The organism is Ureibacillus acetophenoni, assembly GCF_900220965.1.
In the GTDB taxonomy this organism is placed as follows: domain Bacteria; phylum Bacillota; class Bacilli; order Bacillales_A; family Planococcaceae; genus Ureibacillus; species Ureibacillus acetophenoni.
Window position 1 is genome coordinate 24492 of sequence record NZ_OBQC01000023.1, and the last position, 9922, is coordinate 34413.

Below are 9922 nucleotides of genomic sequence, written 5' to 3' on the forward strand. Positions count from 1 at the left end.
GTTTTTACTTGGACGTATTACATCAATTATTCTCTCAAGATAAACATATAAATAGTCTTATTCAACAAATGGCAGATGTACAATATGATTCACAATTGATTACTGGATTGACGGGTAGCGCAAGGCCAGTTCTTATTCATTCATTATTTAAAGAATTAAAAAAACCGCTATATATCTTTTCACCTAACCTACTACAAGCACAAAAACTTGTAGATGATTTAACAATTCTATTAGGTGAAGACTATGTCCATTATTACCCGGCAGAAGAGTTTATTGCTGCGGATTTAACGATTTCTTCACCTGAATTACGTGCTGAGCGTATTTCTACTTTAGGACATTTAATAAACAATGACGTAGCTGTTTATGTCATTCCTATAGCAGGTATGAGAAAGATCATGACACCGGTTGAACAATGGAAGTCAAGTTTCCTTAAAGCAGAAGTAGGAGAGGATATAGAAGTAGAAGATTGGTTATCAAAACTTGTATCTATGGGATATACGAGAAGTCAGATGGTTACAACACCTGGTGAGTTTGCTTTACGTGGAGGTATTTTAGATATCTACCCACCGTATGCAGAGTCACCTATTCGTATTGAACTATTTGATACGGAAGTAGATTCCATAAGGGAGTTCTCTGCTGATGATCAACGTTCTATTCAAAAATTACAATCTGTACGGGTTTTACCAGCTACTGATTTACTATTTGATTCAACCCAACGTAATGCTCTAGCTGAAAGGTTAGAAAAGGCATTGGCAACTAGCCTAAAAAAGATCAAGAAAAAAGAAGTCCAAGAAACGCTTTTAGAAAATATCCAATATGATATCGAAATGCTTCGTCAAGGCAACATACCAAACCATATTACAAAGTTTGGGTCGCTACTTTATGAAGTGCCAGCATTTTTGGGTGATTATTTCTCTAAAGACGGTATTGTTCTATTCGATGAGATTGGTCGTATTCAAGAAGTAATGGATGCTTGGGAAAAGGAAGAGGAAGAATGGTTTATATCATTGTTAGAAGATGGGAAAATCGTACATGAAGTGAAACCTTCCTTTTCATTTAAAGAAATAATAGCAATGACCGATCAACAAAAAATCTACTTTGCATTATTTACAAGAACGTTTTCTGGCATTAAGTTTTCAAAAACAATCAATTTTTCTTGTAAGCCAATGCAACAATTCCATGGACAACTTGCAGTTTTACAAAATGAAGTTGAACGGTGGAAGAATGAAAAATTCACTGTTTTATTTATCGGTAATAGTCCCGAGCGTTTGAAGAAAATTCAAAGTACGTTAGAAGATTACAATATTCAAAGTGTAATAGGAACGCCAAAAGATGCAGGAATTTATTTAGTAGAGGGTCAGCTCTCAACGGGCTTTGAGCTACCATTACAAAAACTTGCAGTTGTAACGGATGACGAACTATTTAAACAACAGGCGAAAAAGAAAAAAGCTCGCCCTCAAAAAATGTCGAATGCAGAACGCATTAAAAGCTATACAGAAATAAAACCCGGAGACTATGTTGTACATGTACATCATGGAATTGGGAAGTATATAGGTATTGATACATTAGAAGTAAATGGAACACATAAGGATTATCTTCATATACGTTATCGCGCGGATGATAAATTATACGTCCCTGTTGAACAAATCGATCTAATCCAAAAATATGTTGCCTCTGAAGGAAAAGAGCCTAAGTTACATAAATTAGGTGGCGCAGAGTGGAAAAAGGCAAAAGCGAAAGTATCATCTGCTGTTAAGGACATTGCTGAAGATTTGATAAAGCTATATGCAAAACGAGAAGCGGAAAAAGGATATGCTTTTGCGCCAGATACGGATGAACAACGATCTTTTGAAGAGGCTTTCCCATACGAAGAAACAGAAGACCAATTAAGATCAATTATCGAAGTAAAACGTGATATGGAAAGAGAACGTCCAATGGATCGACTCGTTTGTGGTGACGTTGGTTATGGAAAAACAGAAGTGGCTATTCGTGCGGCATTTAAAGCCATAATGGATGGAAAACAAGTTGCATTTTTAGTACCAACCACTATTTTGGCACAGCAACATTATGAGTCCATTGTTCAACGTTTTGAAGAATATGCAATTAACGTCGGTCTACTAAGCCGTTTTAGAACGAAAAAACAACAAACGGAGACGTTAAAAGGGTTAAAGGAAGGAACAGTTGATATTGTCATTGGTACTCATCGAATATTATCCAAGGATGTCGTGTTCCAAGACTTAGGATTACTTATTGTTGACGAAGAGCAACGATTTGGCGTAACACATAAAGAAAAAATTAAACAGTTAAAAACGAATGTAGACGTCTTAACTTTAACAGCAACACCAATTCCAAGAACGTTACACATGTCGATGGTAGGTGTACGTGATTTATCGGTCATAGAGACACCTCCTCAAAACCGATTCCCTGTACAAACTTATGTAATGGAATTTAACGGTGCGTTAGTTCGTGAAGCAATTGAACGTGAAATGGCAAGAGGTGGACAGACGTTCTATTTGTACAACCGGGTCGAGGATATGACAAGAAAAGTAGAAGAAATTCAAATGCTTGTACCAGAAGCAAGGGTTGGATATGCACATGGTAAAATGACAGAATCCCAACTGGAGTCTATTATCTTAAGCTTCCTAGAAGGAGAATATGACGTTTTAGTCACAACGACAATCATTGAAACAGGTGTAGACATGCCAAATGTGAATACTTTAATTGTTCATGATGCCGATCGAATGGGATTATCTCAGCTTTATCAATTGCGCGGTCGTGTAGGACGCTCAAATCGAATTGCTTATGCATACTTCATGTATCAGCGAGATAAGGTGCTAACAGATGTTGCAGAGCAAAGATTACAGGCAGTTAAAGAGTTTACTGAATTAGGCTCAGGTTTTAAGATTGCCATGCGCGACTTATCTATCCGAGGTGCTGGTAACTTACTAGGTGCTCAGCAACATGGCTTTATTGATTCAGTTGGATTTGATTTGTATTCACAAATGCTTGAAGATGCTATTAAAGAACGCCAAGGGCAAAAACCAGAGGAAAAGGCTGAAATTGAAATTATTCTTCATACCGATGCCTATATTCCAGATTCCTATATACCTGATGGATATCAAAAAATTCAGATGTATAAACGGATTAAATCAATGGATCAAATCGATGATTATAATGAAATTTTTGATGAAATGATTGACCGTTTTGGTAACCCACCAGATGAGACAGTGAGTTTATTACGAATTGCTCGAATGAAAGTTTGGGCTATGGATGCTGGTATTACAGCAATAAAAGAAAAACAAAAAGTGATTTCTATTCATTTTTCAGAAGAAGGTACAGCGAGTGTTGATGGAAGTAAAATTGTTTCAGAATCAATGAAATTTGAACGTGCTGTAGGATTTAGCATGGATGGTCAAAAACTCACTGTAACGATTGACGAAAAGAAATGTGGCAAACATTTACCTTTTGATGTGTTAGAGCAAATGGTAGAAATTATTGCAAAAGCTAAGAAATCACTAGTTAAAAAATAAGGGACAGTAAGTTTTGATCGGTCGAAATGCCTAGAAATTATTGTAGGCAAATTATTTTTTTTCCTTCAAAAATTTATCCTATTCATACACTTTTTGCATACATTGTCCAATTTCTAACCATACTATCAGTGAATCATAAAATTGATACTGAAAGAGAGGCAACATGAATGAAAGCAACAGGAATTGTCCGACGTATTGATGATTTAGGTCGCGTTGTTATTCCGAAAGAAATTAGAAGAACAATGCGCATTCGTGAAGGTGATCCACTTGAAATTTACACTGATCGTGAAGGTGAAGTTATTCTAAAAAAATATTCACCCATAAATGATTTAGGAGAGTTTGCAAAAGAGTATGTAGAATCCCTTTATGAAACAATTGGTACTCCTGCATTAATTAGTGACCGTGATGAAATAATTGCTGTAGCAGGTGTATCTAAGAAGGATTATGTAAATAGACGACTATCCCCATTTGCTGAAGATTTTATGAAACAACGATCTGTTGTTTTAGAAAAGAATGAGGATAATTTAGAATTAGTACCTGGTCAATTTGAACAGGTGAAATCTTATTGCGTAGCACCTATTATTTCAAATGGTGATACAATCGGTGCTGTCTATTTAATATCAAAAGTACACTTCTTAACAGATGTTGAACAGAAAGCAGCCGAAACTGCTGCAAATTTCCTAGCAAAACAAATGGAAAACTAACATAAGTGGCCGACTCAAATAATATGAGATCGGCCTACTTTTTTGCTTTTAAACACGAGAAAAAATGTTAGTTCAAATCCTCAGGAAATTTATAATTCTGTTATAATTGCGCTAAAGTGTTTTAAGAAAGAGGAAATTACAATGTCTAGTAATTTTGGAATGAAAGGATATATGAAAGGGGCTTTAATCCTTACGATAGCAGCTATTCTCGTAAAGGTACTCAGTGCGATTTATCGTGTTCCTTTTCAAAATTTAGTAGGTGACCAAGGGTTTTATATATATCAACAAGTGTATCCTTTTATTTCGTTTTTCGTCGTTTGGACGTCAGGTGGATTTGCAGTTGCCATTTCAAAAATGTTAGCGGATTTAGATATAAGTCAAGATACGAAACTACAAAAGCATTTTGTTGCTAGTACAATCTTTAAGTATTTATCGTTACTTTCATTAGTATTCTTTGTTTTCTTGTTTTTTGGAGCAGAATGGTTAGCAAACTTAATGGGGGATGGAAATTTAGCCATACTCATTAAATCAGGCTCCTTTGTTGCATTATTTATGCCAATGTTAGCGCTGATGAAAGGAATATTTCAATCCCGAGGAGAAATGGCACCTGTTGCATATGCACAAGTATTTGAACAAGCAATACGTGTATCATTGATCTTAATTGGAACGTTTATAATTATGAAAACTTCACAATCACTTTATATGGCAGGAAATATGGCTGTTTTAGGGACAGTTTTTGGTGAGATTGCTGGAGTTCTTTTGCTGTATAACATTTTAAAAAGAAAATTACCTCGACGAGAGGTTCAAAAGATTAAACTTAAAAAATGGCCGATCATTAAAGAAGTAACACTATTAAGTATTAGTGTAAGTATGAGTAGTTTATTAATTTTAACTATGCAGTTAGTCGATTCATTTACAATTTACTCATTAATGGTAAGTCATGGTATGGAAGAAACAGTAGCCCAAGTGCAGAAGGGGATATATGACCGAGGTCAGCCACTTGTTCAATTAGGAATTGTGATTGCTTCGTCGTTATCTCTTGCTGTAGTCCCTCTCGTTGCACATCATATGAAAAAAAGTGGTGGGCGAAGTGCAACGCCATTTATTCAGCTTACATACAGAAGCTCATTAATGTTTGGGGTAGCAGCATCACTAGGACTAGTAATTGTCATGCCCTATGTAAATACGATGTTGTTTAAAACGGATGATTTATCCCACGTTTTAATGGTAATTGCATTGCAAATTATTCCGTTATCGATCATATTAACTCTTACTGCCATTCTACAAGGTATGGGAAAGCTAAAAATGCCTGCTATCATCATTTTAGGTTCATTGGTAGTAAAAGGGATAGGAAATGTTATTTTAGTTCCGCATTTGAATGTACTTGGTGCTTCTATTGCTAGCGATTTAAGTTTATATTTATGTGCATTATTATTAATTGTTTATCTAAAAAAGTTAACGTCAATCCATTTGGCGCAAATAGGATTTTACATAAAGCTATTTACGGCATGTTTAACGATGACCGTAGTTGTATTTGTGGTGGAGCGTATATTACAACTATTTGATGTGTTAATTGATTCAACTAGAGTTGAAGCTCTTCTATTTGGTATGTGTTTAATAGGAATTGGTGCATTTGTGTTTTTAACGGTAGTAGGGAAAACGAGATTATTAGCAGAGAAAGAATGGTTTTTAATTCCCTTTGGTCGAAGAATGGCCGTTTATCAATTATGGTTAAATAAGAGAAAGTAGGTAGGTTAGATGAATCCAATTACTGTGATTGGCCTTGGAGCAGGTGATATTAATCAGCTACCTTTAGGCGTTTATAAGAAGTTAAAAGCAATGGATAAAGTTTATGTACGAACAAAAGATCATCCAGTGATATCTGAATTAGAACAACAAGAAGGGGTCTCCTTCGAAAGCTTTGATAAAATCTATGAAAAACATGATACTTTTCAACCTGTCTATGAGGAGATTGTTGATATATTAATTCAAGAGTCAAAGAAACAGGAAGTAATCTATGCTGTGCCTGGACACCCTTTAGTGGCAGAACAGACTGTGCAATTGTTAATTGCTGCCGAACAAAATGGAGAAGTAAAGCTTCAAATCGAAGGTGGGCAAAGCTTTTTAGATTCAACTTTTGCATCATTAAAAATTGATCCAATTGAAGGATTTCAACTATTTGATGGAACGAACCTCTCTATCCACGATGTAAATATGAGAGCACATCTATTAATCGCGCAAGTATATGATGCGTATAGTGCATCGGAAGTGAAGTTAACATTAATGGAGAAGTATAACGATGATTATCCTGTTACAGTTGTAACAGCAGCAGGTTCTTCATCAGAACAGTTAAAAACAGTCCCTTTATATGAACTCGATCAAGTAGTAGAAGTAAATAATTTAACTACAATTTATGTGCCACCAGTAAACAGTTTAGAAGAAGCGTTAAAAGATTGGACAACTTTCCGTAGTATTATTTCAACATTGCGAGGTCCTAATGGCTGTCCGTGGGATAAAGAACAAACACATGAAAGCCTGAAGAAATACTTAATAGAGGAAGCACATGAATTTCTTGCAGCTGTCGATGAAGAAGATGATTTCGGAATGGTCGAAGAATTAGGTGACATTCTTTTACAAGTATTTTTACATGCGCAGATTGGTGAAGATGATGGCTATTTCAACTTAGAAGAGATTCTTGCATCAATAAGTGAGAAAATGATCCGTCGCCATCCCCATGTATTCGGAGACGTGTCAGTAAATGATTCAGAAGAAGTTGTTGCTAACTGGCAAGAGATTAAAAGGTTAGAAAAGGGCGAACAAGAAGGTTCTATTCTTAAAGATGAATACCGGGCAAGTTCATCCTTACAAACAAGTTTCAATTATCAAAAGAAAGCAGCTACGGTTGGATTTGACTGGCCAAATGCAGAAGATGTTTGGATAAAGTTCGAAGAGGAATGGCAAGAATTTAGAGAGGAAATTGAAAATGGTTCAGCGAAAACTCGCATAGATGAGTTTGGTGATGTATTATTTACATTAGTAAATATTGCTAGATTTTATAAAATATCACCAGAAGAAGCGATGATTCATGCCAATGAAAAGTTCTCTAGAAGATTTCAATATGTTGAGAGTAAAGTAAAACAAAGTGAGAAATCCTTTAGTGATTTTACATTAGCACAATTAGATGAATTCTGGGATGAAGCAAAGAGACATGAAAAGGGGTAGTTGAATTGCGTTTAGATAAATTTTTAAAAGTATCACGTTTAATTAAACGTCGAACATTAGCAAAAGAAGTAGCAGAGCAAGGGCGAATTACTATTAATAGCAAAGTTGCAAAAGCTAGTAGTTCAGTAAAAATTGGTGATGAATTAGCTATTCGCTTTGGACAAAAGGTAGTAACTGCTCGAGTAGAAGATTTACGAGAAAATGTTCGTAAAGAAGAAGCTGCTAAGTTATTTACAATTTTAAAAGAAGAAAAGCTTGACCAAATTGAACCACAATTTATCGATGATGAAGAGTAAGTATAAAAAATTCTCGTAACTAACTAAAAGAAAATATAAAAATTATTAGCATGAACAACATTTTGTTGTCATGCTTTTTTCTTTTAGAGCATAAAGTGAAAAGAAAGAATCACTAAAGGAGGAAGAATATGACACTACATCAAGAAAGTAATCGTTATAGTATTTCCACAGGAGATCATCTTTTGACAGTGCGTAACAAAAAGAGAATGGACATGACTGCAGTTAAGGAAATTGAGCGTTTTGATCAAGAGGAATTTTACGTAAAAACTTCACAAGGAAACCTGCTTATTCGTGGTGAGGAATTAAAAATTGTACATCTAGATGTTGATAAGGGATTATTAACTTTAGAAGGCAATGTAAAACTTCTACAATATGATGACGAAGAAAATGGGTTATCAAAAGGCTTCCTCCATAAATTGTTTGGATGACGGTTAGTCAACAATTTGTAAGCATTTTAATAATGATGGCAAGTGGCGTTCTAGTAGGCGCAGTTATAGATTGTTTGCGTGTTACCATCGACGCCGTGTCACCAAAATCATTTTTAAAGCGGTTTACAATTGGAATAGAACTTGTCATATGGGCACTTTTAGGTGCTCTGACTTTTTATATTTTATATATAATAAAGGGTGGAGAATGGCGTTTAGTTGACCCAATTGCTCAAGTTTCGGGCATCCTATTGTATGAGTCTATGTTCCAACCAGTTTTCCGTTTCCTAGGAAAAATTGTTCTTTATGTAGTTTTTAAGCCAATAATCTTCATTTTTAAATTCATTATATCAATTATTAAAAGAATTCTTTTAATAATTGTGAGAATTATTCTATTCATCTTAAGTCCCTTTCGAAAATTATTTGGAAAATGGTATTCTAAATTTCACTCAAAATTTGGTAAGTACATCTTTAAAAAAAGCTAGTATAACAGTATAATTAAAGATACAGAAGAATTCGGAGGTGACGGATATGGCCAAGCGTCATAGGCAGCATGAAAAACAAAATACTGTACGTACGCTTCACAATGACTATGTCCGTACAACAGAAGAAGAACTTAAATTTACAAATCGGCAGAAAATACTTTTCCGTAGAAGATTAGTAGCCTTTGGTGTTTTTGCAATAATCGTTTTGTTTTTCCTTGTAAGTACAATCTTTTCTCAAGATCAAAGAATTACAAAAAAAGAACAAGAGAAAGCAGATGTCCTTGCAGAGTTAGAACAAGTTAAAGAACAACAAAGAATGTTAAATTTACAGATTACAAAGCTTGAAGATGATGACTATATCGCTAAACTTGCTAGAAAAGAATATTTCCTTTCAGATGAAGGAGAAATTATCTTTACAATTCCTGACAAAGAAGACGAATAAAACAGGTTTGGTAAGTTGAAAAATACAATGAAAAATTATAAGACACAGAAAAAAATTATTTATTTTAGTATACAGTAAAAAGAGTTGTCTTGTTGACACTCTTTTTTTGTTAGCTATAATAAAGAGAAACGAGCGATTTTTTTGCACGTTCATTATTTAGATTACATGGCGAGTTTCGCCGCTTAAATTTTAAGGAGGATCATTTTTTTTATGTCAATTGAAGTAGGCAGCAAAGTACAAGGTAAAGTAACAGGAATCACAAATTTTGGAGCATTCGTTGAGCTGCCAGACGGCAAAACGGGCTTAGTTCACATAAGTGAAGTTGCGGATAACTATGTAAAAGACATCAACGAACATTTAAAAGTTGGCGATGTAGTTGAAGTGAAAGTGATGAATGTTGAAGCTGACGGGAAAATCGGTTTATCGATCCGTAAGGCAAAGCCTCAACCAGAAAGACCTGAACGACCACAACGTCCACGTCGCGATAATAGCAATCGTTCAAATGATCGTAATCAACACCAAGCAAAAGAAAGTTTTGAGCAAAAAATGGCACGATTCCTAAAAGATAGTGATGAACGTCTTTCAACTCTAAAACGTGCGACTGAATCAAAACGAGGTGGCCGTGGAGCTAGAAGAGGATAATTTGCTGTCTATTTGAACGCGTAGAAAAAGTGTACGATAGATTCATAATTATAAAAGGATGACTCGAATTACGAGTCATCCTTTTATGTGCGACGGGCAGTTGCACCATGTGCAATAACAGCACAGGATAAACTGTTAAAGGTTGGAGGATGTTACTGAGGTAATAACAACTCCCG

General features: G+C 35.1%; 9 protein-coding genes. All 9 read left to right on the forward strand.

Translation table 11 applies throughout. The features are described 5' to 3' along the window. Positions 1-8 precede the first annotated feature (8 nt). Entirely contained in the window at positions 9-3530 is a 3522-nt protein-coding gene (gene mfd, locus CRO45_RS19055; protein ID WP_097151220.1) for a transcription-repair coupling factor, read from the forward strand. 167 nt (positions 3531-3697) lie between these two features. Then, entirely contained in the window at positions 3698-4234 is a 537-nt protein-coding gene (gene spoVT / locus CRO45_RS19060) for a stage V sporulation protein T (RefSeq protein ID WP_097151221.1), read from the forward strand. A gap of 141 nt (positions 4235-4375) precedes the next feature. Next, the gene (locus CRO45_RS19065) at positions 4376-5983 is read left to right on the forward strand and encodes a putative polysaccharide biosynthesis protein (protein WP_097151222.1); all 1608 of its coding nucleotides are present in this window, start codon (positions 4376-4378) and stop codon (positions 5981-5983) included. A gap of 9 nt (positions 5984-5992) precedes the next feature. After that, positions 5993-7456, forward strand: a complete 1464-nt coding sequence (gene yabN / locus CRO45_RS19070; RefSeq protein WP_097151223.1) for a bifunctional methyltransferase/pyrophosphohydrolase YabN — start codon at positions 5993-5995, stop codon at positions 7454-7456. Between the two features lie 5 nt (positions 7457-7461). Beyond that, positions 7462-7752: an RNA-binding S4 domain-containing protein gene (locus CRO45_RS19075; RefSeq protein ID WP_097151224.1), complete on the forward strand. Its 291-nt coding sequence runs from the start codon at positions 7462-7464 to the stop codon at positions 7750-7752. 128 nt (positions 7753-7880) lie between these two features. Further along, the gene (gene yabP, locus CRO45_RS19080) at positions 7881-8180 is read left to right on the forward strand and encodes a sporulation protein YabP (protein WP_036189147.1); all 300 of its coding nucleotides are present in this window, start codon (positions 7881-7883) and stop codon (positions 8178-8180) included. A 35-nt stretch (positions 8181-8215) separates the two neighbouring features. Continuing rightward, positions 8216-8662 carry a spore cortex biosynthesis protein YabQ gene (gene yabQ, locus CRO45_RS20495; RefSeq protein ID WP_408057175.1) on the forward strand — a complete coding sequence of 149 codons (447 nt, stop codon included), beginning with the start codon at positions 8216-8218 and terminating at the stop codon, positions 8660-8662. A gap of 46 nt (positions 8663-8708) precedes the next feature. Next, positions 8709-9104, forward strand: a complete 396-nt coding sequence (locus tag CRO45_RS19090) for an FtsB family cell division protein (protein WP_097151226.1) — start codon at positions 8709-8711, stop codon at positions 9102-9104. A gap of 210 nt (positions 9105-9314) precedes the next feature. Then, positions 9315-9746, forward strand: coding sequence for a S1 domain-containing RNA-binding protein (locus CRO45_RS19095; protein WP_097151227.1), 432 nt, complete (start codon positions 9315-9317; stop codon positions 9744-9746). Positions 9747-9922 lie beyond the last annotated feature (176 nt).

Bases quoted from the DNA above. Each gene is read 5' to 3' on its own strand.
- spoVT (WP_097151221.1), top strand. From the start codon at position 3,698: ATGAAAGCAACAGGAATTGTCCGACGTATTGATGATTTAGGTCGCGTT.
- CRO45_RS19065 (WP_097151222.1), top strand. From the start codon at position 4,376: ATGTCTAGTAATTTTGGAATGAAAGGATATATGAAAGGGGCTTTAATC.
- yabN (WP_097151223.1), top strand. From the start codon at position 5,993: ATGAATCCAATTACTGTGATTGGCCTTGGAGCAGGTGATATTAATCAG.
- yabP (WP_036189147.1), top strand. From the start codon at position 7,881: ATGACACTACATCAAGAAAGTAATCGTTATAGTATTTCCACAGGAGAT.
- yabQ (WP_408057175.1), top strand. From the start codon at position 8,216: ATGGCAAGTGGCGTTCTAGTAGGCGCAGTTATAGATTGTTTGCGTGTT.
- CRO45_RS19090 (WP_097151226.1), top strand. From the start codon at position 8,709: ATGGCCAAGCGTCATAGGCAGCATGAAAAACAAAATACTGTACGTACG.
- CRO45_RS19095 (WP_097151227.1), top strand. From the start codon at position 9,315: ATGTCAATTGAAGTAGGCAGCAAAGTACAAGGTAAAGTAACAGGAATC.